The organism is Rhodopseudomonas telluris, assembly GCF_042432815.1.
Taxonomy (GTDB): Bacteria; Pseudomonadota; Alphaproteobacteria; order Rhizobiales; family Xanthobacteraceae; genus Rhodopseudomonas; species Rhodopseudomonas telluris.
Genome location: NZ_JBHLWM010000001.1, coordinates 1,066,783 through 1,089,677 on the forward strand (window position 1 = coordinate 1,066,783; position 22,895 = coordinate 1,089,677).

The 22,895-nt window shown below is 67.0% G+C and carries 15 protein-coding genes; 11 read left to right on the plus strand and 4 right to left on the minus strand.

The genetic code is table 11. The features are described from left to right. Position 1 precedes the first annotated feature (1 nt). The 4 genes from ACFFJ6_RS04900 to ACFFJ6_RS04915 all read left to right on the plus strand — a co-directional run bounded on the left by ACFFJ6_RS04900 (position 2) and on the right by ACFFJ6_RS04915 (position 4,668). A complete protein-coding gene (locus tag ACFFJ6_RS04900) occupies positions 2-772 on the plus strand; it encodes an ABC transporter ATP-binding protein (protein WP_378384938.1) in 771 nt (256 codons plus the stop codon). A 116-nt stretch (positions 773-888) separates the two neighbouring features. Then, the gene (locus tag ACFFJ6_RS04905; RefSeq protein WP_378384940.1) at positions 889-1,806 is read left to right on the plus strand and encodes an MlaD family protein; all 918 of its coding nucleotides are present in this window, start codon (positions 889-891) and stop codon (positions 1,804-1,806) included. A gap of 163 nt (positions 1,807-1,969) precedes the next feature. Further along, positions 1,970-3,073, plus strand: a complete 1,104-nt coding sequence (locus ACFFJ6_RS04910; protein WP_378384942.1) for an HlyD family secretion protein — start codon at positions 1,970-1,972, stop codon at positions 3,071-3,073. Further along, the gene (locus tag ACFFJ6_RS04915; RefSeq protein ID WP_378384944.1) at positions 3,070-4,668 is read left to right on the plus strand and encodes an MFS transporter; all 1,599 of its coding nucleotides are present in this window, start codon (positions 3,070-3,072) and stop codon (positions 4,666-4,668) included. The genes ACFFJ6_RS04910 and ACFFJ6_RS04915 overlap by 4 nt, the downstream gene beginning before the upstream one ends. 1,311 nt (positions 4,669-5,979) lie before the next feature. Here the strand turns inward: ACFFJ6_RS04915 and ACFFJ6_RS04920 are convergent. Further along, a complete protein-coding gene (locus ACFFJ6_RS04920) occupies positions 5,980-7,125 on the minus strand; it encodes a restriction endonuclease (RefSeq protein ID WP_378384946.1) in 1,146 nt (381 codons plus the stop codon). 296 nt (positions 7,126-7,421) lie between these two features. Further along, positions 7,422-13,436 carry an apolipoprotein A-IV repeat region-like domain-containing protein gene (locus tag ACFFJ6_RS04925; RefSeq protein ID WP_378384948.1) on the minus strand — a complete coding sequence of 2,005 codons (6,015 nt, stop codon included), beginning with the start codon at positions 13,434-13,436 and terminating at the stop codon, positions 7,422-7,424. A 410-nt stretch (positions 13,437-13,846) separates the two neighbouring features. Here ACFFJ6_RS04925 and ACFFJ6_RS04930 point away from each other — a divergent pair, with 410 nt between their 5' ends. After that, positions 13,847-14,188, plus strand: coding sequence for an Hpt domain-containing protein (locus ACFFJ6_RS04930; protein WP_378385739.1), 342 nt, complete (start codon positions 13,847-13,849; stop codon positions 14,186-14,188). Positions 14,189-14,367: 179 nt separating this feature from the next. After that, entirely contained in the window at positions 14,368-14,688 is a 321-nt protein-coding gene (locus ACFFJ6_RS04935) for a 2Fe-2S iron-sulfur cluster-binding protein (protein WP_238732486.1), read from the plus strand. Between the two features lie 247 nt (positions 14,689-14,935). Here the strand turns inward: ACFFJ6_RS04935 and ACFFJ6_RS04940 are convergent, their stop codons facing one another. Beyond that, positions 14,936-15,385: an acyl-CoA thioesterase gene (locus tag ACFFJ6_RS04940; RefSeq protein WP_378384950.1), complete on the minus strand. Its 450-nt coding sequence runs from the start codon at positions 15,383-15,385 to the stop codon at positions 14,936-14,938. A 161-nt stretch (positions 15,386-15,546) separates the two neighbouring features. On the opposite strand from ACFFJ6_RS04940, the gene ACFFJ6_RS04945 reads away from it, so the two are divergent. Together ACFFJ6_RS04945 and ACFFJ6_RS04950 are read left to right on the plus strand one after the other, a co-directional pair. Continuing rightward, positions 15,547-16,575, plus strand: a complete 1,029-nt coding sequence (locus ACFFJ6_RS04945) for an NAD(P)/FAD-dependent oxidoreductase (RefSeq protein ID WP_378384952.1) — start codon at positions 15,547-15,549, stop codon at positions 16,573-16,575. A gap of 342 nt (positions 16,576-16,917) precedes the next feature. Continuing rightward, the gene (locus tag ACFFJ6_RS04950; RefSeq protein WP_378384954.1) at positions 16,918-18,192 is read left to right on the plus strand and encodes a chloride channel protein; all 1,275 of its coding nucleotides are present in this window, start codon (positions 16,918-16,920) and stop codon (positions 18,190-18,192) included. A gap of 64 nt (positions 18,193-18,256) precedes the next feature. Here ACFFJ6_RS04950 and ACFFJ6_RS04955 read toward each other — a convergent pair whose 3' ends face one another. After that, complete coding sequence (locus ACFFJ6_RS04955; protein ID WP_378384956.1) at positions 18,257-19,297, minus strand: glycosyltransferase; 1,041 nt, start codon at positions 19,295-19,297, stop codon at positions 18,257-18,259. A 257-nt stretch (positions 19,298-19,554) separates the two neighbouring features. Here ACFFJ6_RS04955 and ACFFJ6_RS04960 point away from each other — a divergent pair, with 257 nt between their 5' ends. The 3 genes from ACFFJ6_RS04960 to ACFFJ6_RS04970 all read left to right on the plus strand — a co-directional run bounded on the left by ACFFJ6_RS04960 (position 19,555) and on the right by ACFFJ6_RS04970 (position 22,892). Then, a complete protein-coding gene (locus tag ACFFJ6_RS04960; protein WP_378384958.1) occupies positions 19,555-20,880 on the plus strand; it encodes a glycosyltransferase family 4 protein in 1,326 nt (441 codons plus the stop codon). Between the two features lie 7 nt (positions 20,881-20,887). After that, a complete protein-coding gene (locus ACFFJ6_RS04965) occupies positions 20,888-22,180 on the plus strand; it encodes an O-antigen ligase family protein (protein WP_378384960.1) in 1,293 nt (430 codons plus the stop codon). A gap of 67 nt (positions 22,181-22,247) precedes the next feature. After that, positions 22,248-22,892, plus strand: a complete 645-nt coding sequence (locus tag ACFFJ6_RS04970) for a DUF2147 domain-containing protein (protein WP_378384962.1) — start codon at positions 22,248-22,250, stop codon at positions 22,890-22,892. The last annotated feature ends 3 nt before the right edge of the window (positions 22,893-22,895 follow it).

Genomic DNA, 22,895 nt, shown 5'->3' on the forward strand with positions numbered 1-22,895 from the left:
GATGCCGAACGAAGTGATCGATCCGATCATCCGGGTGCGCGACGTCTCGGTGCAGTTCGGCGCCACCAAGGTGCTCGACAATCTCAGCCTCGATGTCCGCCGCGGCGAGATCCTGGGCTTCGTCGGGCCGTCCGGCGCCGGCAAGTCGGTGCTGACACGGACCATCATCGGGCTCGTGCCGAAGCTCGGTGGTCAGATCGAGGTGTTCGGCGTCGATCTCGACGCCGCCGGCAAGGCCGAGCGCCGCGGCATCGAGCGGCGCTGGGGCGTGCTGTTCCAGCAGGGCGCGCTGTTTTCGTCGCTGACGGTGCGGCAGAACATCCAGTTTCCGGTGCGCGAATATCTCAAGCTGTCGCAGCGTCTGCTCGACGAGATCACCGTCGCCAAGCTGGTGATGGTCGGCCTCAAGCCGGAGGTGGCGGACCGTTTTCCGTCGGAGCTGTCGGGCGGCATGATCAAGCGCGTGGCGCTGGCCCGCGCGCTGGCGCTCGATCCGGAGCTGGTGTTCCTCGACGAGCCGACCTCCGGGCTCGATCCGATCGGCGCCGGCGAATTCGACGAGCTGGTGCGCACCCTGCAGCGCACTTTGGGGCTCACCGTTTTCATGGTAACTCACGACCTCGACAGCCTTCACACCGCTTGCGACCGGATCGCCGTGCTCGGCGACGGCAAGGTGATTGCGGCCGGGTCGATGGCCGATATGCAGGCGTCGCAGCATCCGTGGCTGCGGTCCTACTTCCACGGAAAGCGGGCTCGTGCGGTCGTCGGTTAGATGATGATCAGTTCGGATCGGTTTCGGACTATTTCAGAGGTTGCGCCGCTTTAAGTCCGCAATTCGCGCGCAAAGCGCGCGAGCGGACGGCGCCGGACGGTGTTGGAGTTGAGTGAATGGAAACGCGGGCGAATTACTTTCTGATCGGTACGTTCACCCTCGCGGTGATCGCCGCGGCGTTCGGCTTCGTGATGTGGTTCCAGAGCCTGCATTCCACCAAGGCGCGCAGCCCGCTGCGCGTGGTGTTCGAGGGCGCGGCGTCCGGCCTGCGCAATGGCGGCAGCGTCAATTTCAACGGCGTCCGCGTCGGCGAGGTGATCTCGGTCAAGCTCGACAATCCGAAGCGGGTGGTGGCGCTGGCGATGGTCGAGAACACCGCGCCGATCCGCAAGGACACGCTGGTCGGCCTGGAATTCCAGGGCCTCACCGGCGTCGCCGCGATCTCGCTGAAGGGCGGCATGGAAACGGCCCCGCCGGTGCCGCTCGATGAGGACGGCGTGCCGGTGCTGACCGCCGATCCGGAACTCCTGATGGATATCTCGGAGTCGGTGAAGGCGACGCTGCGCAATGTCAACAAGGTGGTCGCCGAGAACGCCGAGTCGGTGAAGGACTCGCTGCAGAACCTGCAGGTGTTCACCTCGAGCCTGGCGCGCAGCTCGGACAAGATCGACAGCATCATGGCCAAGGTCGACGGCGTGATCGGCAAGACCGACAGCGTGATGCAGGGCATCGACGCGCTGGCGGGCGGCAAGGACGGCGGCGAGCTGTTCCAGGCGGTGAAGTCCTTCCGCGAGCTTGCCGACAATCTCGACAAGCGCTCCAGCGCGCTGATCATCGACGGCCGCCGCACGCTGGCCGATATCAGCCGCGCGGTGAACAATCTCGACCGCAACCCGACGCGCCTGTTGTTCGGCCCGAGCAACAGCGCGCAGGAGCAGCAGGCCCCGCCGCAGCCGCCACGCGTCCAGGCGGCCCCGCCTTCCGCGGCCCGCGCCGAGCAGCCCCGCCCGCCGCGGCGGCGCGTCCAGCAGTAAGCTCGGTCGGCCGACCACAGTTCAGCGCGGATTGGGAACCTGACCGGTTCCTGATCGCTGGCGAGCCATGAGGGCGCGCCGGCGCCGTCGATCTGTCCAAGCGTTCGGCGGGCGGCTTGGCTAGACTGGCGCTTGTGCGCCAACTGCAGCAGACGAGAACAAGATGTCCCAGGTCCAAGAGCCGCCGCAATCTCCCCCGCCAGCGGCCGAGCCCGGTGCCTCCACGTTGCGCCGGTTGGCGCTGCCGATCCTCGCGGTGGCGGTCGCCCTGGGCTTCGTGATCCTGGCGACGCTGCGCTGGGATATCTGGATCGGCCAGCGCGCCGTGCAGTCGACCGACGACGCCTATGTCCGGGCGCAGACGACGCGGCTGTCGAGCCGCGTGGCCGGGGAGGTGAAGGCGGTCGCGGTCAACGACTTTCAGCGCGTCAAGGCGGGCGACCTGCTGCTGCAGATCGATCCGGCGGACTACGAAGCGCAGCTCGCCCAGGCCGAGGCCGGGGTGGCCGCGGCGCAGGCGGCGCTCGACAATCTCGGCAACCAGATCGAGCTGCAATACGCCACGATCGCCCAGGCCCAGGCGCAGCGCGTGTCGGCGGAGGCGCAGGAGGTCGAGGCCGGGCAGGAGCTGGATCGCCAGAAGACGCTGAGCCAGACCGAGGCCGGAACGCGGCAGCGCCTCGAGCAGGCCGTCGCCGCGCAGGCCAAGGCGCAAGCCGACGTCAGGGCGAGCCGGGCGGTGATCGCGGCGCAGACGCACCAGCTCGAAGTGCTGAACGGCACCAAGAAGCAGCGCGCCGCCGACCTTGCCGGCGCCAAGGCCACACGTGACGCCGCCGCGCTGAAGCTGAGCTACACGCGGATCGCCGCGCCGTTCGACGGCGTGGTGAGCGAGCGGCAGGTGCAGCCGGGCGACTACGTCAATATCGGCACCTATCTGATCAGCGTGGTGCCGCTGCCGGACGTGTATGTGGTGGCCAACTTCAAGGAAACCCAGCTGACGCGCGTCAAGCCGGGCCAGCCGGTCGAGATCATCGTCGACACCTTCTCGGGCGAGAAGCTGCGCGGCCGCGTCGAGCGGATCTCGCCGGCGTCCGGCTCGCAATTCGCGCTGCTGCCGCCCGACAATGCCACGGGCAATTTCACCAAGGTGGTGCAGCGCATTCCGGTCCGCATCCGGTTCGAGAAGGATCAGCCGCTGCTGACCCGGCTGCTGCCCGGCATGTCGGTGACGGCCCGCATCGACACCAGCGCGGCGGGCCAATGACGCGGGCCGCGGCCGCCGAGCCCCACGTCCTCGTCGCCGGGCCGGTTTCGACCGGCGGGCTGTCGCGCCACCCTTACTACGCGGTCGGCGCCGTTCTGCTCGGCTCGCTGGTCGCCAATGTCGACTCCCGCGTGTTCACGCTCGGACTGCCGGATGTGCGGGGCGGGCTGGCGCTGAGCTTCGATCAGGGCGCCTGGATCGCGACGGCGGCGACGGCGTCGCAGATCTTCATCGCGCCCGCCGTCGCGTGGCTGGCGACGGTGTTCTGCCTGCGCCGCGTGCTCGGCATTCCGGCGCTGGTCTATGCGGCGATCTCGCTGCTGATCCCGTTCGTGCGCGATTATCATCTGCTGCTCGGGCTGCACATCGTTCACGGCCTGCTGCTCGGCACCTTCGTGCCGGCGACGCTGCTCATCATCTTCCGCAACCTGCCGATGCAATGGTGGCTGCCGGCGATCGCGATCTATGCCATCCGCGTCGGCTTCACACTCAATGCGGGCGTGTCGATCGCCGGCTTCTATGTCGAGCATCTCGGCTGGCAATGGATCTACTGGCAGGACGTGATCGTCGCGCCGCTGCTGGCGCTCCTGGTGTATCTCGGCACGCCGGGCGATCCGATCAATCGCGGCGTGCTGCGCGAGGCCGATTGGGGCGGCATGCTGCTGTTCGGCTCCAGCGTCGCGATGATCTATGCGGGGCTCGACCAGGGCAACCGGCTGGACTGGTTCGGCTCGGGCACGATCGTGGCGCTGCTCGGCGGCGGCGCGCTGCTGCTGATCGGCTTCTTCATCAACGAAGCGGTGGTCAAGCGGCCGTGGGCGCACGCCGAAATCCTGCTGTCGCGCAATATCGGGCTGGCGCTGCTGGCGATCCTGCTGTTCTCGCTGACCAGCCTGTCCAATACGTCGCTGGTGCCGAACTTCCTCGTCACCATCGCGCAGCTGAAGCCGGAGCAGACCGGTCCGCTGTTCATGCTGGGCGCGGTGGCGCCGATGATCGTGCTGCTGCCGCTGTCGGTGCATCTGGTGCGGCGCTACGATCCGAAGCTGACGCTGATCATCGGCTTCGCGGCGTTCGCGGCGGCCGCGCTGCTCGGCACCCGCGTGACGTCAGCGTGGTCGATTTCCGACTTCGTGCCGATGGTGCTGCTGCAATCGCTCGGGGTGTCGTTCACGCTGCTGCCGATCATCATCATCACGCTGTCGAATTCCGATCCGACCCGCGCCACGGCGTTCGCCGCCTACATCCAGGTGATGCGGTTGGGCTGCGCCGAGATCGGCATCGCGCTGATGACGACATGGCTGCGTGTGCGCGAGCAGACGCACTCGAATCTGCTCGGCCAGCACGTCGCCAGCGGCGACGCCGACGTGGTGGGGACGCTCACGAAATTGAAGGAGCTGTTCGCCGGCTACGGCGACAGCCTCGCCCAGGCCCGCAGCATCGGCACGCTCGCCGGCCTGGTGCAGCGTCAGGCCAACACGCTCGCGTTCATCGACGGCTTCTGGCTGACCTTCTGGTTCGCGCTCGCCGGCCTCGTCTGCGTCGCCCTGATCGGCCGCGCCCCGCCGGGACCGTTCACGCCCAAAAGCGGGTAGGGGATCGGCTACCTTCAGTGCGCTCCGCGCATGACGACGGAGTGTGGCGGAGCGCCGCTATCAAGGTGCGAAACGCGGCCACGAAATAGATCGTCATCACCCGCGCATGCGGGTGATCCAGTATCGCAGGGCGGTGGAGGAGAAGGCACGGCGCTCCGACGAGCGCTCTGGGATACTGGGTCGCCCGGTCAAGCCGGGCGATGACGTGGGAGGATGCGGTTGCGCCCGTGCTCCACGTCGAACGAACGGATTCAACTATCAAACAGCCCCTTCGACGCGCTTCAAAGATCAAATCGCCACCGCTTTGCGCAGCCCGAAACAGCCACGCGCCCGCATTCTCGCGGCGCGAAGCGCCCGAGGTTTGCTGCGGTCCCTTCGCCCTCCTTGGGAAGAGGGCGCGCGGAACGCCGGGTGCCCGATGCACCCGCGGCCTCGTGTGCGTAAAACAAAATGCACACGAGTTCGAAACCACGGTCACACCGGAAACATCCGGCGTTCCGCGCGCGATGGTTTTAACGGCTTATCTCGTGCTCTCCCCGGCGCCCGACACGGTTTTTGGTCGCCGTCGCGTCCGACCGTTCGCGTGCGCTTCGGTGGAAGCGGAACGCCTGGTCGGGGCTTGATGCCACGCGGGACATCAGGACCACACGCCTTTGCCGTCCGCGGCAGCGTGGTCGTCAGCGCTTCGGTGTCGGCTCACGGGGCCTTCCAGTGGAAGGGAGCCCGCCCTGCCTTCACGTCCCCGCCTGACGCTGCCGCGTCCATCGCCCCCCGCCCCGCGAACCGTGACGATCGCGTTTCGCCCCTCTCCCCGGGGCGGGTTGAGACGGACTATAGTCCTTTTAGGAATTTTGTCAAGGGACTCATTGCGTGGGACGCCCTCACCCCAACCCTCTCCCGCACGCGGGAGAGGGAGCGCGCTGCGGATGGGGCGAATGATTGATCTCCACGCTCATCGGGATACTTACTTCGCCGCAATGCACGCCCTCGCGTTCGTCATTCCGGGGCACGCGCGCAGCGCGTGAGCCCGGAATCCATAACCACTGTGCATCGTCATAACGCTCTGCGGTGGCCGCGCTGTGTGCTTACTGAGAGTTCAGGGAATATGGATTCCGGGCTCGCGCAGCTTCGCTGCGCGCCCCGGAATGACGAACGAGAGGGCGGTTGTCCGGACCGGTTAGTTTCTGTTCTGATTAAGCTCGGCGGGAGCCGAACGACACACGAACTCACTGCCGGCGTTGTCCTCACCCCCCTGTCCCGCAATCGGGAGAGGAGGCGCGCTGCGGGCGCAGTTGATCATGATATATGGCTTCAAGCGTGACCAAGATCGAAGATGGGGGCGGTCACGTGCCAGGAGATCAGCGAGTGAATATCGACGAGTGTCATCCGTTTCGACATGGAGGCTGACTGTTCGGCTTCTTCCGAAAAGGTGGATGTCGTTACAACGAAGCCATGGAAAGCGTTGTGCTCCTCGATCACGCCTTTGAATTGCTGGATGACCGGCCGTCCGACTTTGTTTTCCGCAGAGTTTCGCTTGCACTGGACCACGATCAGCGCGTGGTCATGAACCGCGAAGCCATCAACCCCGAGGTCATTTGATTTTCGTGTGACGATCGATTTCAAGCCGGCGCTCTCGAAGAAGCTCATCACGTGCCGCTCGAATTTGAACGGGTCCATCCTGCCCAGCGCCTCGCGCAGCAGATCCTCGTTTTCGGGCGTGGCGCACCGAACCGGATCGCAAGGCTGTTCGCGCATGGCAGCCTTTATCTTCCAACTGGATTGACGCAGACGTTCATCTTCGATGATGAGATCGATGATCGCGGCGACCTCTGGCCGTACACTGGGATCTCTTGCGACCGCTTCGATGATTGCGGTGATCCCTGCAGTGCCGAGGAAGACGAGCAAAAGGACAGGAACTCCGATTGCGCCTCCGAACGCTGCGATCCCGGCGGCCTGGCCGCCAACGAACGGCAGTGCGGCGAGCGTTGCGGGAAGCGCGATTTTCACCGCTAGCGGAAGGTTCGACTTCCGGTAGTTCTGAACCGACTCGGTAACCCGCGCTGCGACGAATTTCACAACTGTCCGCGAATCGATCAAGTCTCGGAGACGTCCAACCTTTTCCGGAAAGTTGAGATCGCTTCCGACGATCTCACGGGACTGGCCGAGCCACTTGATCGCTTGCAAACGATCCTCGCGGTTGTTCAACCGCTTGACCGCGTTGGCGAAGAGATCAACGAGCCAGCGCCGAATAGCCTCTCGCGGCAGGTCAAGCATGGCGTAGTAGCCGAATAGTGCAGCTGGATGAGCTGCGATGATGAAATCAACTTTGCTGAAATTCGCGAAGGCAGCGTAGGAAATGAAATCGCGAGTTTCAATGCTGCTTAATTCCATCACGGCAAAAGCTGTTTCGGCGGTGAGGTCCGATGGAGGAGTGATCCTGGTGAGCGCACTCTGCACAGCGGATCGCGCGGACTCATTGCCCGTGTCGCCCTCACCCCAGCCCTCTCCCGCAAGCGGGAGAGGGGGCGCGCTGCGGAGCGGGGCTGACACGTCGAGCTACCCCTGGCTGGGCAGTGACCCGGCAGCAGCAATCTCTCGAACGACGGTTGCGACTTGCGCGGTCAACAAAAAAGCGGAGGCCGGGGGCCTCCGCTTGGGTGTTGCTCGAGATGGCTCTCGATGTGGTCGCGAGCGATCACCGCGCTTGGCGGACACCGTGCGGGGCGGGCGCGTGGCCCGCCGCGCGACGGGCCTCATCCCAGCCGGCCCGCCGCGTGCGCCAGCAGCGTATACACCAGGCCCGTCTCCGAGCTCAGATGCGTGCGCAGTGCCTGCTGGCCGCGTTCGTCGCGGGCGACCTCGTCGAGCAGGCGCTCGAACTCGGTGATGTAGCGATCGACGGTCTGCTTGAAGGCCCGGTCGCTGCGATACTTGCGGGCGACTTCGTCGAACGCCTTCTGGCCGGCCGGGGTGTAGAGCCGCTTGGTGAAGGCCTTGGCCTCACCGCGCTGATAGCGGTCCCACATCTCCAGCACCAGGTTGCGGTCCATCAGCCGGCCGATGTCGAGCGACAGCGATTCCAGCGGATTGCCGCTTACCGCCTGTTGGGCCGTCCGGCCGCGCGGCGCTTCACGCTCCGGCGTGGTTTCGGCGCGGTTGAGCAGCTCGGACAGCCAGCCGTCGCGGCCCTGATCGGCGGTCGGAGCGACCGGCGGCGCCTCGGTGCGGCGCGGAGCCGGCGTCGGCAGGCCGAGGTCCGGCGGCGGCAGGGTGGCGGCGCTGGTCTCGCGGCGCGGGGCAGGGCGCGGCGCGGGCTCCGGCCGTGCCGGCGGCTCTACGGCGCGGGAAACCGGCTCGTTGCGTCCGCCGGCGGCGGCCAGCATCGGCTCTTCCTCGCGCACGGTGGTGGCGCGGGAGGTCGTGACCACGTCCATGCCGCGGCCGTGACGCGCCACGATGCGGTTGAGCTCGGCGAGCGCCTCGATCTGGTCGACGATCACCTTGCGCATCTGCGCGGTGCTCTCGGAAGCTTCCTGCGGGATTTCGAGCACGCCGCGGCGCAGCTCCTCGCGGGTGGATTCCAGCTCCTCGTGCATCTCCGCGGCCATCTGCTTGATGCCCTGGACGATCGCCGCGAAGCGGTCGGCGGACTGCTTGAACAGCGCGTCGGCCTGCTGGGTGCCCTGCTGATAGACCTGCTGCATCGCCTCGGTGGTGAGCAGGCGCTCGTGTTCGGCGGCGGCACGCACCGCCTCGAACTGCTGGGTGATGGTGGTCGAGCCGGCACCGGCGGTCTCGGCGACGACCCGCGCGATGTCGCGGGCGCGTTCCTCGGCCGCGGCCAGGGATTCGTCGAGCAGGCTGGTGAAGCGGCTCAGCCGCTGGTCGAGATCGGCGGTGCGCAGGTCGATGGTGGTGACCAGCGATTCCAGCGACTCCTTGCGGTCGTTGACCGAGGTCGAGGCGCTGCGGTTGCTCTGCTGCACCAGCTCGGCGGCTTCCGCCAGCGCGCGGCCATGGGCCTCGAACTGTTCGGACAGCGCGTTGAGATCGGCGAGCGCCCGCGAGGTCTTGCCGTGGAAGCCGGTGAGCTGGTCTTCCAGGCCCTGCGTCGCGGCGGTGCTGCGGGCGTTGACGTCGTTCATGGTGGCGACGAAGTCGGCCACGCGGGTGACCAGCGCGCGCTCCAGCGAGTTGAGGTTCTCGTGGGCGCCGGTGAGCACTTCCTGCAGCAGGATGTTGCCTTCGCGCAGCCGCTCGAACAGCGCGACCGTGTCGCTGCGCAGGATCTTGCTGGTCTCTTGCATCTCGGTGACGGCCGCGACCGACACCTGGCGCGACTGGTCGATCGCCGAGCGCGACGCCAGTTCGAGGTCCTTGAGCGACTTGTTGATCGCGCCGGTGGCGAGATCGCCGGCGCCGGTGATCGAGCGCGCGACGTCGGTGCCGTTGGCGACGATCGAGTTCGAGAACGCCTTGCCGCGGGTTTCGATCGCGTTGAGCGCGTCTGTGGTGACGCGGTCGATGTCGATCGTGAGCTGGCTGGTCTTGCCGGAGAGGGCCTCGACCAGCACGCCGCGCTTGCTGTCCATGATCTGCGACAGGCGGTCGGCCTGCTGCTGGACGTAGCTGACGATCTCGTCGCTCTTCGCCGTGATGGTCGAGCCGAAGCTGCCGCTGGCGGCGAACACCGAACGTTCGATCTCCGCGGTGGTCGACTTGATCTTCGACGACACTTCGTTGGACACCGCCACCAGGGCCGTCTGGGCCGCAGCCGCGCTGACCTGGATGTTGTCGGTGGTGTTGCTGGTGACGCCGGCGAGGGTGCGCTCGACGTCGGCGGAGATCGCCCGGATCTGGTTGGCGGCCTCCGACGAGCTGGTGGTGAGCGTCGCCTGTACTTCGCGGGCGCTGCCCAGAATGGTCGACGCCGCGGCGGCGCTGACCGTGGTCAGCGTGCGCTCGACGTCCGTCGTCAGCGACTTGACGTGGTTGGCGGCTTCCTCGGACGCGGCCATCAGCGAGGTCTGCGCTTCGCGCGCCCCGGTGACGATCGAGTCGGCCGAGGTCCGGCCGGCGCTGATCAGGCTGCGCTCGACTTCGGCGGCGAGCGACCGGACGTGGTCGGACGCGGAGGTCGAGGACGCGGCGAGCGTGGCCTGCAGGTCGCGGGCGCTGGCGAGGATCGCGCCGGCGGTGGCGCTGCCGGCGGCCGTCAGCGTGCGCTCGACGTCGCCGGTCAGCGACTTCACCTGGTTGGCGGCGTCGGTCGATGTCGTCAGCAGAGTCTGCTGCGCCTCGCGGGCACCGGACAGGATGGTCTCGACGGTGGCGCTACCGGCCGCCGTGAGCCGGCGTTCGAGATCGCTGGTGAGCGCCGCGACCTGGGTCGAAGCCTCGGACGAGGCGGAGACCAGCGCGGTCTGGGCTTCGCGGGCGCTGGAGACGATCACCCCGGCGGTCGAGGTGCCGACGTCCGACAGCGAGCGCTGGACGTCCTCGCTGAGCGACTTGACGCGCTCGGCGGCCTCCTGCGAGGCGGCGAGCAGCGTGGTCTGCGCCGCGCGGGCGCCGCTCAGTACCGACTCCGCGGTGGCGTTGCCGGCCGCGTAGAGCGTGCGCTCGATATCGGTCGACAGCGAACGGATCTGGCCGGTGACTTCGGTCGAGGCCGAGACCAGCGTGGTCTGCGCTTCCCGTGCGCTGGCCAGCACCGACGCGGCGGTCTGGTCGCCGGAGCCGATCAGGGTGCGCTCGATGTCGGCGGACAGCGAACGGATCTGGCTGGCGACGTCGGTCGACGACGACACCAGGGTTGCCTGGGCATCGCGGGCGCTGTTCAGGACGGCGTTCGAGGCCGTGCTGCCGACTTCGGACAGGGTGCGCCGGATCTCGGCGCTGAGCGCCTTGACCTCGTTGGTGACGTCGGTCGAGCTCGACACCAGCGTGCTCTGGGCCTCGCGGGCGCCGGCCAGCAGCGACGCTGCGGTGGACGTCCCGGCGACCGACAGGGTGCGCTCGATATCGGCCGACAGCGACCGCAGCTGCGCCAGCGTGTCGCCGGAGGCGGCGGCCAGCTTCGACTGCGCCTCGGTGGCGCTCGCCACCACCGAGCTGGCGGCATTGGTGCCGACCGCGGTGAGGGCGCGTTCGATCTCCGACGAGGTGAGCTGCAACTGGGCGCCGACTTCGGTCGACACCGACAGCATCGCGTCCTTGGCGGAGCGGGCGCCGGTCTGGATCGTCTCGGTGGTGTTGATCGCCAGATTGGTGAGCGAGCGCTCCGCATCGGAGACGTGCGACTTGATGCCGAGCGACAGCTCTTCGGCGCGCGCCATCAGCAGGTCGCTGGCCTCGCGGCCGGTGTGCTCGAACCGGCCCGCCACCGCATCGATGCGGGAGCCGAGCAGGTCCTCGAACTGCGACACGCGCAGGTCGATGTCGGTCAGCACGGTGCCGACGCGGCCTTCGAGGCCCTCGTGGATGTCCTGGAAGCGGGCGCTGACGGTTGCGGCCAGATTGTTGCTGCGGCTGTCGATGGTCTCGGTGACGTTGGCGATGCGCTCGTCGATCGCGCCGATCGCCTGCGCGGTGCCGTCGGTCAGCGAGTGGGTGAGGTGGGTCAGCCGCGAGTCGATCGACTCGATCGCCTGCACGGCGCCGGCGATCAGCGTCTCGGAGAGCTTCTCGACTCGGCTGTCGATCAGCGCGACCGCGTTGTCGGCGCCGCTCGACATCGTGGTCGAGAGCTGGCTGAAGCGATCGTCGATCAGTTCGACGGCGTGGCTGGCGCCGCTTTCCATCGTGGTCGACAGCTGCGTGATGCGCTCGTCGATCAGGCCGATGGCCTGGCTCGATCCGTTGGTCAGCGTCTCGGACAGCTGCGCGATGCGGCTGTCGATGCTCTCGGTGACCGACTGGGTGCGGGTCGCGAAGTTCTCGTCGAGCGACTTCAGATGCGTGCCGACGCTGTCGTCGAACGCCTTGATCTTGCTCTCCAGCGAGCCGTCGAGGCTGCCGACGCGGGAGTCGAACACGTTCTCGAAATGCGACAGGCGCTGGTCGAGCGTGGCGCTGAGTTCGCCGCCGCGCGAGGTGACGCGCTCGTCGAAATTGTCGACGTAGGTCTTCAGCGTGCTCGCGATGTCCTCGGTGCGCTGGCCCATGCGCTCGACGATCTCGCCGCCATAGGTCTTCACCGTGCGGTCGAATTCGGAGATGTGGCGGGTGATCAGTGCGCCCAGCGTGCCGGAGTCGCGCGCGAACTTCTCGGCGAGCTCCGAGCCCTGCTGCTTCACCAGGTCGTCGAACGCGCTCATCTGCAGGCTGAGTGTGTCGTGCGCGTTCTCGGTCTGGCTCACCACCTTGGCGACCAGGGTGTTGACGGTGACGTCGAGCGCTTCGCTGGCCTTGTCGCCGCTGGTGAGGATCTGGTCGGCGAGGCGGTTGCCGGCGTCGTCGATCTTGCTGACGAGATCGCCGCTGCGCAGCTCGAGTTCGAGCAGCAGCGAGTCCGACGAGTTCTTCAGCGAGTCGTGGACCTGCTCGGTGCGCTCCGAGATGCCGTCGACGATGCTGGACGAACGCTGCTCGAATTCCGCGGTGATGCGGTCGAGCCGCTCGTTCAGCATCTCGTGGACGCGGTCGGCGAGTTCGACGAATTCGTCGTGAACGTGGCCGGTCTTGAAGTTCAGGCTGGCGGTCAGCCGCTCGCTGGCTTCGAGCACCGCGCGGGTGGTTTCGCCGCTGGCTTCCTCGAGGCGGTCGAGCAGGTCGCCGCCGCGCTCGCCGAGCGCCAGGATCATGTTGTCGCCGGCATGGCCGAGCGCCGTGGTGATGTGCGCGCCGCGCTCTTCCAGCGCGCTGGTGATGCTCTTGGCGACTTCGTCGACGCGCGACGCGATCGCGTCGGAGATCAGCGCGATGTCGTGGCGCAGATCGATCTGCACGCCCGAAATGGCGCTGCGCACCTGCTCGGCCTGGCCGACCAGGTTGTCGCGCTGATGCGCGATGTCCTGCAGCAGCGCGCGGATGCGGACTTCGTTGTCGGAATAAGCGCGCTCCAGCGCGGCGACTTCGTTGGCCACCAGGGTTTCGAGTTCGCCGGCGCGGGCGATCGCGCGCTCGACGCCGTCGCCCATCGCGGCGACCTCGCGGCGGATCGCCTGACCGACGGTGACGACGGAATCGCTCGCGGCGATTTCAGGCTCGGAGAAGCGGATCGCGACCTGCGCCATCGACTGCGCGATCATGCGCAGCTCCTGGCCGCGCCAGGTCAGGCTGGCGAGGAAGTAGAACAGGATCACCGGCGCGAGGAACAGCGCGACGAGTCCGACCAGCGCCATGGTGCCGCCGGCGCCCTGGCCGACCATCGCCTGCAGCGAGGGCAGGAAGCTGAAGGTCAGCACTAGGCCGCCGAACACCCACACGCCGGCGAAGATCGAGGCGAGGGTGTAGACGTTGCGGGCGGGGCGGCCCTTCTGCAGCGCCTGAAGCAGCTGGCCGATGGTCTCGCGATCGTCGTTGGCCGGCCGCTGGGCGAAGCGGCGGTCGTCGGCCTGTTCGAAAGTGGGACGCTCGGCGGTGATGCGCGGTTCGGGCGCACCATCGTTGAAAGCGGGCGGTGGCGTCAGCGCCGCGGAGCTCTCGTCGCGTGCAGCGGACTCGGCGTCGGTCGCGGCGGGCGCGTCGCTGATATTCAGGGCTTCCTGAATCGCGGACAGTGCCACTTCGGTCGGATCTTTGATCTTCTTGGGATTATTCGCCATGTGACCTACGCCCTCGTTCTACGCACCGGGGGACGCTGCGCGCATGTCAGCCGCAGCCCGCCAGCCGGCCTGGTGCCAGCCCGGCGCGGTCGAACCCCCTCGACGCCGGACTTTTGTCCACCACTTCCGCAAACATCCTATTGGCTCGGTGCTTCGAATGAAATGGCCGACGTTAAGACATTCTTAATCATCGTTAACGTGATCGGCCGCTAAGCCCTTCCGCCGCCGCCGAAATCCGCCGTAGCCCGGGAAACGGCAGCAAATTACCGACAAAATGGCCTCAAACTTGCGAGGCTGTCCCATAATGATCCGTTAACCAATCCTGTGCTTCGATCCGGAAAACTGTGGCCGGCCCTGTGGAGCGGCCCGAGGAGGCCGCTGTGTCGCTGCAGGTTGAACGGGTGGAGTGGATGGCGTCACCGCCTCTGGTGCCGGATTTCGCGATCGACGAGGCGCATCTCGCGCGGATGACGCTGGGCGACCGGGCGCTGGAGCGCGAGGTGCTGGCGATGTTCTCGGCGCAGGCCGCCAGCACGGTGGCGCTGCTGTCGTCCTGGCCGGCGGATGCCGCCGCGCTGGCGCACACGCTGAAGGGCTCGGCCCGCGCCATCGGCGCCTTCGCGGTGGCCGATGCAGCCAGCGAATTCGAGGATGCGCTCCGGGACGGTCGCGACGCCACCGAGCTTCTGGCGACGCTGGATGCGGCCGTCGATCATGCCCGGGTGGCGATCGGGGATCTCCTGGAACGCTGACCGGCTTCGCCGCACTGCACCACGTCGGGCGCGGGTTGTGTCGCATCGTTGCGGCGAATGGCCGATGCGGCGGCGCCGGTTTTGCCGCCGCGGCGCTGGCGGAAAGCCGATCGACCCGCTATAGGACAGCCCGTCATCCTTTCCCTGTCAGAACCTTGTAGAGCGTCCGACGAGCAATCATGGCCAAGATTCACTTTGTTGATCACTCCGGAGAAACCCGCACGGTCGATGTCGAGAACGGCGCGACGGTGATGGAAGCGGCGATCCGTAACGCCATCCCGGGCATCGAGGCCGAATGCGGCGGCGCCTGCGCCTGCGCGACCTGCCACGTCTATATCGACGAGGCCTGGCGCGAGAAGGTCGGCGGCCCGACGCCGATGGAAGAAGACATGCTCGACTTCGGTTACGACGTGCGGCCGAACTCCCGGCTGTCGTGCCAGATCAAGGTCTCGGACGAACTCGACGGCCTCGTCGTGTCGACTCCCGACCGGCAGGCCTGAGCTTGCTCGGACTGACTGGGATGTCGTTCTAGAGCGCTTCATCGCGCGATTGAAACGATCCGACCTGTCCGCAGGCACTGAATCCTCATCCTGAGGAGCCCGGCGAAGCCGGGCGTCTCGAAGGATGGGGCGACGCATTCCCCGTTGCCCATGGTTCGAGACGGCGCTGCGCGCCTCCTCACCATGAGGATGTGCCTGTGGCGAGCGCTGCCGAGGCGGGCTCCAGGCTATCAAGACAAACCTGCTGTTAGTCCTGCTCCTGCGCGTAGCCGCGCCGCCACCACGGCTTCAGCTTTTCGATCAGTTCATCGGTCAGCGGCGTCGGCTTGCGGCTGTGGAGATCGACCAGCACGGTGATGGCGCGGGCCGAGGCGACGCAGACGCCGCCTGAAAACACGGCCTGATCGTAATGCGTCGAGGTGCGGCCGAGCTTCACCAGGCCGATGCCGAGCTCGATCGTTCCCGGCCAGTGCAACTCGCTGCGGAAGTGAATGTCGAGCCGCGCCAGCACCCAGGACATGCCCTGCGGAACCAGCCCCCGGATCAGCGTGACGCGCGCGCTCTCGAAGTAGCTGGCATAGACCGCGTTGTTGACGTGGTTGTTCGGATCGAGATCGGCGAACCGGACATTGTCCGAAAGTCGGTAGGGGAAGTCTTCGAGCTGAGGGACTGCGTGGTCGCGGGATCTTGCGGTCAAGGCCATTCTCCGGGCTTTTGCTTTCCATTGAGCGCAGTTCTTGAGCTAGAACAAGGTGCCGGCGCGGTTTTATGGCTTTTCTCCCCCGCCCGGCTTGGTTAGACAGGCCGCGGCCGGACCGCCCCGCGTCCGAGAATTCTTCAACACGAAAAGAATAAGCGATGACCGAAACGATCAAGACAGATGTGCTGATTGTCGGCGCGGGTCCGTGCGGACTGTTCGCCGTGTTTGAACTGGGCCTGCTCGACGTCAAAGCCCATCTGGTGGATATTCTCGACAAGGTCGGCGGCCAGTGCGCCGAGCTGTATCCGGAAAAGCCGATCTACGACATTCCGGGCGTGCCGATGATCACCGGTCACGGCCTCACCGAAGCGCTGATGGAGCAGATCAAGCCGTTCAGCCCGACCTTCCATCTCAACGAGATGATCGAGACGGTCGAGAAGATCGGCGATCCGGAATTCCGCGTCACCACCAACGCCGGCACGGTGTTCGAGTGCAAGGTGCTGGTCGTCGCCGCGGGCGGCGGTTCGTTTCAGCCGAAGCGGCCGCCGGTGCCGGGCGTCGAAGCCTACGAGGGCAAGTCGGTGCACTACGCGGTGCGCAAGATGGAAGACTTCCGCGGCAAGGACATCCTGATCGTCGGCGGCGGTGATAGCGCGCTCGACTGGACGCTCAACCTCAACCCGATCTGCAAGAGCATGACGCTGGTGCATCGCCGCGATGATTTCCGCGGCGCGCCGCACAGCGTCGAGCAGATGCGCCAGCTCGTCGCCAGCGGCAAGCTCGACCTCAAGATCGGTCAGATCACCGAGCTGCAGGGCGACAACGGCCAGCTCGCCAGCGCCACCATCAAGCTCAACGACAACTCCGTCGCGCAGATCAAGTGCGACGCCATGCTGCCATTCTTCGGCCTGACCATGAAGCTCGGCCCGGTCGCGAACTGGGGCCTGCAGCTCGAGAACAATCTGATCCCGGTCGACACCGGCACGTTCGAGACCAACGTCCCCGGCATCTTCGCGATCGGCGACATCAACACCTATCCGGGCAAGCTGAAGCTGATTCTCTCCGGCTTCCACGAAGGCGCGCTGATGGCCCAGAAGGCCGTCAAATACGTCTATCCGGACAAGCGCGTCGTGTTCCAGTACACGACCTCGTCCACCAACCTGCAGAAGAAGCTCGGCGTGAACTAAGCGTACGCGGCGGGGCCGCTGTGCACCGCCTGAGCGAGTGAGTGATGAAGGAGGGCGCGCTGCAAGGCGCGCCCTTTCTGTTTTGTCGGTGTCTCCCCGGTGTCATTGCGAGGAGCGCAGCGACGAAGCAATCCAGAGTCGCAGTGCTCGGCGCTGCTGGATTGCTTCGCTGCGCTCGCAATGACGGTGAAGGAGGCGAGGGGGCATTTTGCTCGGCGACAGGGGCGCGCGCTGCCGCGTTTCACGTCAAGTTGACGCGATCACTTGCTGGACTCGGGCCGTCCGGACGCGTCATGAAGGGGCTTCCGCCGTTTCACGTTCGCGCGAGGCCCGATTCCGCCGATGAAATTCGCCGTCTCTCAGCGCCACAAGCGGCAATTCGTGATCTTTTCCTCGCGCTCGAAGCGGCGGGCGATCTTTCTGGCGGGCGGGTTGTTCATCGGCGTCGCGGCGGCGGCGCTGGCCTGGCTGGCCGATCTGGCGCAGGACGTCTTCGCCGATCTGCTGCGGCATTCGCGCTACTGGCCGCTGCTGATCACGCCGCTCGGCTTCCTGATCTCGGTGTATCTCACCAACCGTTTCTTCCCGAATGCGGGCGGTAGCGGCATTCCGCAGGCGATCGCGGCGCGGCGGCTGACCGATCAAAGCGCGCGCGGCCGGCTGGTGTCGCTGCGCGTGGCGGTCGGCAAGTTCGTGCTGACGCTGTTCGGCCTGATGGTCGGCGCCTCGGTCGGCCGCGAAGGACCGACCGTGCAGATCGGCGCTTCGATCATGTTTGCGCTCGGCCGGCTGTCGCCGCGGCGGCAACCGGCGCTGATCCTGGCCGGCGCTTCGGCGGGCGTCGCGGCGGCGTTCAACACGCCGCTCGCCGGCATCATCTTCGGCATCGAGGAGATGAGCCGCTCGTTCGAGACGCGCGCCAGCACCCTGATCATTGCCGCCGTGGTGGCGGCGGGCCTGACCTCGATCGCGCTGCTGGGCAACTACACGTATTTCGGCAGCAGCGCGATGGGGCTGCGCGGCGGGCTCGACTGGCTGGCAATCCCGGTCTGCGGCCTGGTCGGCGGGCTCGCCGGCGGGCTGTTCAACCGCGCCGTGGTGGCGTCGAGCAATCTGCCGGCGTTCACGCGACGGCCGCTGCTGCTGGCGCTCGGCTGCGGCCTCGCGGTGGCGGTGTGCGGCATCGTCTCGAACGACACTATCTACGGCACCAGCTACGCGCAGGTGAAAGCGGCGCTGGAGAGCGGAACGCCGCTGCCGGGCGATTTCGGCGTGCTGAAGCTGCTCGCCACCACGCTGTCGTCGATCAGCGGCCTGCCTGGCGGCATCTTCTCGCCCTCGCTCGCGGTCGGCGCCGGTCTCGGCAGCAACCTCGCGGCGCTGTTCACCGAGACGCCGGTTGCGGCCATCATGCTGCTCGGCATGGTGGCGTATTTCTCCGGTGTGGTGCAGGCGCCGATCACCGCCTTCGCCATCGTCATCGAGATGACCGACAACCACGCGATGGTGATCCCGGTGATGGCCACTTCGCTGCTCGCCTACGCCACCTCGCGGCTGATCGCCGAGGAGGGCATCTATCACGCGTTGGCCAAGCGTTTCGTGCAAGCGAGCACTTAGCTCAATTGTCGTGCGGTATCCCGGGTGTCGCTACGCTCGCCCGGGCTACCCCTCCGTCATGTTGTTACTTCCGGATCATCAGCTTGGCGGCCTTCAGCGGCCCCAGACGTAGCAACAACCCGACCAGACGCGCGCGCATCGATACGGATAGGTCGCTCCGTTCGCGCAGCAGGTTGAGCGCCGCCGCCTGGGCGAATTTGCGTTCCCCGGCGGTCAGCGTGGGCAGTTGTGAGCCGATCGCGTCGAGATCGATTGCTGAGACGGGAGCGCTACGGGCGCGGGCCGGATCGGCGAGTTCGAGCATGCGGAACAGCCGCGAACTGTCGCGTTCGAAGGGACCGGGATTCGGGTCGTGCCAGTCGGGCGGAGCGGCGAGGGCGGCGGACGGGTCGGGCCGACCGGCGCGGCGCTCGGCGCTCGCGAGTTTCGCCAGGCGGGCGGAGTAGATCTGGCGCAGCTCGCGCGTCCGGGTGATGCTGCCGCCGTGCTCGCGATAGCGGATCAGCAGTTCGGGCAGGATCGCGATCTCGCCGATGTCGGCGAGTCGCAGCCAGAAATCGTAGTCTTCGCCGGCCTCGAAGGCGGCGCGATAGCCGCCGACGCGGCGCGCGGCCTCGGCGCGGAACATCACCGTCGGGTGGATGAACGGGCTCTTCTTCGCCAGCGTGTCGCGCAGGCGGTCGGGACTTGGCCGCATCTGTTTGCCGCGCGGCGCGCCGTGTTCGTCGATGACGTCGGCCCAGCCGCCGAGCAGCACGATGTCCGAATGCGCCGCGAGAAAATCCCGCTGCCGCGTCAGCCGCTCCGGCAGCGCGATGTCGTCGGCGTCGAGCCGCGCGATCAGCGGCGCCCGCGCCTGGGCGAGCCCGCGATTGAGCGCTGCGACCAGCCCTTCGCGCTCCTGGCGCAGCACGATCAGCCGCGGATCGCTGGCGCGAATCTCCGCGAGAATCGACGGCGTCGCGTCGGCGGAGCCGTCGTCGATCACCAGCAGTTCCAGCGCGGCGAGCGTCTGCGTCAGCACGCTGCCGACCGCTTCGCGCAGCCAGCGCTGGCCGTCGCGGACCGGCAGGATCACCGAAACCTCGGGTGTGACCGGCAGCACTGTCGTCCTCGCTCAAATCGTGCACGTCGCTGGCCGGGCCGGCGCGTGCCGGCCGACATAGACCGCGACGGCCGGCGCTTTGCAAGCGCGCCAGCCTCCGCGGTCTTTCCGGCAGCGAATTCGCCGTGCCGACCGCCGCGCCATTGACGCTGCGAAGCCGGACCCGTTACATCGCCGCATTGATTTGGTGATCGCGCGGGCCGCCGCGTGGATGGTTTCACCGGCCGCGACGGCCGACGTCAGCGACGGACAGCTCTTTGGCGCAGCCTCCCGATCCGAACAGCCCGCCCCAGCCCTGGCTGTGGATGGACGTCACGACCAGCTGTCGCGCCCGATCCGGCCAGATGAACGGCACGCTGCGGGTCGAGCACAGCATCGCGACGGCGCTGTCGGAGGCGATCGCGCCGGAACTCCGCTTCTGCCGCTACGATCCGCTGCGGCGGGACTACGTGCCGGTCGCCTATGCGCCAGATCTGGGCGCAAAGCCGGTCGCCGCCGCTCCGAAGAAGCAACGGGCGACCTTGCTGTCGTCGATCAAGCCGCTCGGCAAGAAGCTGGAACGCACGATTCGCACCTCGGTGCGGGGCGCCGCCGCGCCATTGTTTCAGAAGGTGTCTGGCCGCGAAGGATTGCCGCCGCTCGCGCATGCTGGCGCCAGCGAGGTGCTGCTGCTGGCCGGTGAGAACTGGTCGCGGGTGGACTATGCGGCGGTGGCGCGAATGCGCCGCGAACGCGGCACGAAGGTCGCCGCGGTATGCCAGGACTTCATCCCGGTGGTCGCGCCGCAGTTCTTTGCTGACGGCGAATTCGTCACCCAGTTCGAGGCGTATGCGCAGTTTTTGATCCGTGAATGCGATCTGGTCGTGTCGATTTCCGAATCGACCAGCGCCGACGTGAGAGCTTACGCGCAGCGCCACGGCGGCGTGCGCGGCGCGCTCGAGGTGGTGCATCTCGGCGCCGATCTGGTGACGCCGAAGGCGGCGGTTCGGCCGCAGGCGCTCACCGACGCGCAGGCGAAACGCTTCGTGATCAGCGTCTCGACCATCCAGTCGCGCAAGAACTTCGATCTGTTGTATCACCTGTGGCGCCGGCTGACCGAGCAGGGCACGCCGGACCTGCCGACGCTGGTGATCGTCGGCCAGCCGGGGTTCGGCAGTTCCGACCTGTTGTGGCAAATCGCGCACGATCCGGTCACCGCGTCCTCGATCCTGCATCTGCCGCGGGTGGGCGACGAGGAACTTGCGTGGCTGTATCAGCACTGCGCCTTCACGCTTTACCCCTCGTTCTACGAGGGCTGGGGACTACCGGTGTCCGAGAGCCTGGCTTTCGGCAAATACTGTCTCGCATCGAACACGTCGTCGTTGCCGGAAGCCGGCGCAGGGCTGGCGGGGCACCTCGATCCGCTGGATTTCGCCGCCTGGCGCGACGCGGTGCTTGACCTGATCCGCTCGCCTGCGCACCTTGCCGATCACGAGGCTGCGATCCGGGCGAATTATCGTCCGGTCACCTGGGATCAGTCCGCGCGGCGGATGGCCGAGGTTCTTCGCGGCCTGTCGGTCGCGCCGGCCCTTGTCGGGAATTAGGAGTCCAATGGTTTTTGCAGTCGCCGGGCCGTCACGGAGCAAGCAAAGGCTGGAGCGGACCCGCGACTGGCTGGTGCGGACCCGGGCCGCGGAGAAGCTGTTCATCCTTGTGCTGTGTCTCGTCTATGCGCTGCACAGCATATGGTCGGCGAGGACCGTGCTGTGGTTCCTGGTCGTGCCGGTTATGCTGATCGTGGCGACGCCGTATCGTTCGCTGCTGTCGATCGTGAAGTCGCCGGTGTTCATCGCCTCGGCGGTGTTTCTGCTGGTGCTGCTCGCGACCTCGGCGCTCGGCGGCGAGACGCCGACGAAGATCCTGCTGCTCAATCTGCGCTACACGGTAGCGGTACTCGCCTTCGTGACGATCGCCGCGTATCTGGTCCGCGAGGATGGTGATTTCCTGCGGACGCTGTTCCTGGTGCTCGGGCCGGTCGCCGCGCTGATCGCGATCCGCGACGTGGCGTCGTTTACCGGCTTGTCGTTCCGGACGCTGATGACGGTGCGGCTCGAGGGCGTCAAAGGCCTGACCGTGTACTACAACTCCAACGTCATCGGGATGATGTTCGCGATGCCCTGCGTCGGGGCGGCGGCGGTGATGGCGTCGCGGTCGCTGAAGCTGTGGCAGCACGTGATGCTGGCGGCCTCGGTGCTGGTGCTGCTCGGCGCGATCCTGCTGACCGGAAGCCGCGGTTCGCTGATCGCGGCGGCGGTCGGCATCGGCGTCGCCGTGCTGCTGTCCGAGCACCGCCGGCTCAAGCTGGCGCTGATCGCGGTGGCCGTCGTGGTGGTCGGCCTGATCGTGATCGCGCCGTTCCAGAGCGAGTTGCTGCAGCGGCGCGACAGCCTGCGGCTCGCGCTGTGGCCGATCTATCTCGAGATGGCGGCCGAGAAGCCGTGGCTCGGTTACGGTCTCGCGTTCGATACTCAACGCACGCTGTCCAGCGGCAACGTGGTGATGAATGCCCACAATATCGTGCTGTGCGCTCTCGTGCGTGGCGGCGTGTTCGCCGCGCTGGCCCTGATCGGCATCGTGCTGGCGGCGCTGGTGAGCGGCTTCAAGGCGTGGCGAGGGTCCGGCGAGGTCGTGGCGCTGGCGCTGCTCGCGGCCTGTCTCACCGCCTCGAGCGTCGACTACGAGATTGTTCCGACCGATCTCGCCTACCTGTACATCCTGTTCTGGCTTCCGGTCGGTGTCTGCCTGGGCGCGGGCCTGTCGGCCCATCGCATTCTGCCCGGGCGACGGCTCCGCCCGGAGACGGTCTCCGCCTCGTCACAAAATCGCCAGCCGTCGGGGGATTAGTTCGCCCGCCGGAACGACTTACCGCTCCGCCACATTCTCGTCTCATCGCGATGTTTCAGGTGTTACCATGAATACACATCGACCGATCCGTTTCCTTGCGCTCGCGGCCGCGGCCGTCCTTTCCTGTGTGATGACCGCCACGTCGCCGGCCGCCGCAGCGGAACCCACCGCCGCCGGGCTCTGGCAACGCACCGACACCGGCAAGCCGGGCGGAAAGCCGGTGGTCTGGGTGCTGATGCTCGACCGTGGCAACAACCAGTACGAAGGCATCGTCGCCAAGAGCTTTCCGCAGGCCGGCCAGCCGAACCTGACGATCTGCGAGGAGTGCGAGGACGATCGCAAGAACCAGCCGATCCTCGGCATTTCGCTGATCCGCGACATGAAGCGGAAAGGCCGTGTCTATGAGAACGGCAACATTCTCGATCCGCGCAACGGCGACGTCTGGAAGGCGATGCTGACGGTGAGCCCGGATGGCCAGATCTTGACGCTGCGCGGCTATCTGATGACCCCGGCGCTCGGCAAGGACGAAGACTGGTTCCGGCTGCCCGACATCGCGATCTCCCAGCTCGATCCGGATATCGTCGCCAAGTTCATCCCCGAGCAGGCCGCCGCGCTGGCCAGCAAGCCCGGCGCGCCCGCCACTGCCGGGAAGGCAAAAACCGCCACGCCGGCCCCGGCCCCCAAGGGCGGCATGATGGCTCCGGCCAAGTAAGCG

Bases quoted from the DNA above. Each gene is read 5' to 3' on its own strand.
- ACFFJ6_RS04900 (WP_378384938.1), top strand. From the start codon at position 2: ATGCCGAACGAAGTGATCGATCCGATCATCCGGGTGCGCGACGTCTCG.
- ACFFJ6_RS04905 (WP_378384940.1), top strand. From the start codon at position 889: ATGGAAACGCGGGCGAATTACTTTCTGATCGGTACGTTCACCCTCGCG.
- ACFFJ6_RS04910 (WP_378384942.1), top strand. From the start codon at position 1,970: ATGTCCCAGGTCCAAGAGCCGCCGCAATCTCCCCCGCCAGCGGCCGAG.
- ACFFJ6_RS04915 (WP_378384944.1), top strand. From the start codon at position 3,070: ATGACGCGGGCCGCGGCCGCCGAGCCCCACGTCCTCGTCGCCGGGCCG.
- ACFFJ6_RS04925 (WP_378384948.1), bottom strand. From the start codon at position 13,436: ATGGCGAATAATCCCAAGAAGATCAAAGATCCGACCGAAGTGGCACTG.
- ACFFJ6_RS04930 (WP_378385739.1), top strand. From the start codon at position 13,847: ATGGCGTCACCGCCTCTGGTGCCGGATTTCGCGATCGACGAGGCGCAT.
- ACFFJ6_RS04935 (WP_238732486.1), top strand. From the start codon at position 14,368: ATGGCCAAGATTCACTTTGTTGATCACTCCGGAGAAACCCGCACGGTC.
- ACFFJ6_RS04945 (WP_378384952.1), top strand. From the start codon at position 15,547: ATGACCGAAACGATCAAGACAGATGTGCTGATTGTCGGCGCGGGTCCG.
- ACFFJ6_RS04950 (WP_378384954.1), top strand. From the start codon at position 16,918: ATGAAATTCGCCGTCTCTCAGCGCCACAAGCGGCAATTCGTGATCTTT.
- ACFFJ6_RS04965 (WP_378384960.1), top strand. From the start codon at position 20,888: ATGGTTTTTGCAGTCGCCGGGCCGTCACGGAGCAAGCAAAGGCTGGAG.
- ACFFJ6_RS04970 (WP_378384962.1), top strand. From the start codon at position 22,248: ATGAATACACATCGACCGATCCGTTTCCTTGCGCTCGCGGCCGCGGCC.